The sequence below is a fragment of the Acinetobacter sp. KAM396 genome (genome assembly GCF_021602765.1).
GTDB classification, from domain to species: domain Bacteria; phylum Pseudomonadota; class Gammaproteobacteria; order Pseudomonadales; family Moraxellaceae; genus Acinetobacter; species Acinetobacter towneri_A.
In genome coordinates, this window is sequence record NZ_BPPH01000098.1 from 1 (window position 1) to 727 (window position 727).

Annotated in this window: 1 protein-coding gene and 1 pseudogene; both read right to left on the reverse strand. The window is 37.4% G+C overall.

Annotation, left to right across the window (positions count from 1 at the left end; translation table 11 throughout):
* Positions 1-109: 109 nt before the first annotated feature.
* Positions 110-322, reverse strand: a pseudogene (locus L6C30_RS14660) (type II toxin-antitoxin system RelE/ParE family toxin); the annotation flags it as partial.
* Positions 312-557 carry a type II toxin-antitoxin system RelB/DinJ family antitoxin gene (locus L6C30_RS14665; RefSeq protein ID WP_000246755.1) on the reverse strand — a complete coding sequence of 82 codons (246 nt, stop codon included), beginning with the start codon at positions 555-557 and terminating at the stop codon, positions 312-314. The pseudogene L6C30_RS14660 and the gene L6C30_RS14665, both read right to left, overlap by 11 nt.
* Positions 558-727 lie beyond the last annotated feature (170 nt).

Consider the following 727-nt stretch of genomic DNA (forward strand, 5'->3'; position numbering starts at 1 on the left):
TTTATTATGGTGATCCCCTGGGCGAAATGCGCCTGGTAAGCAGAGTTTTTGAAATGTAAGGCCTTTGAATAAGACAAAAGGCTGCCTCATCGCTAACTTTGCAACAGTGCCGATCATCTTTAACTTGATAGACAAGTCGGACACCAGCTTTTAATAATTTGATTTTATAGCAACCTGCAAGATCGCCTCTAAGCATATTCTTTGGAATATGTGGCTGCTCTATGACTTTGGCTAGTTTCTTTTTAAATTGATCTCGTATAGCAACAGGGAGTTTTTCCCATTCTGCTGTAAAGTCCTTGTGACGTAAAAGCTTATAAGTCATCTAATGTGACTTCCTCAAACATCTCTTTAGGATCATTAATGCGCTTACGGACAAGAGCTAATAATTCTTCATCTTCTTCCGAAAGCAAAGCTTTTTTGACAGGCAGTTTCCCAGTCGTAGCAACATACTCAAGAATACTAGTGAAGAAATCAGTAGGTGCAATACCTTGCTCTTTAAGGATTGAATAAGATTTTTCTTTAAGGGCTTCATCGATCCTGAAGTTAACAGTAGCCATCATATTTCCCAAGTATTTAATGTACTAGGAATATTGTAATGCAAATTGCATTACAAGTCGTGTTATTCCTAAGTAGAAATGTCCTACCTAATAACCAAATAGAAATGTCCTATACAGACACTTCCAAGTCAAGCACAGGATTCAGATTTCGTTCTTTGATTACTGTTTTC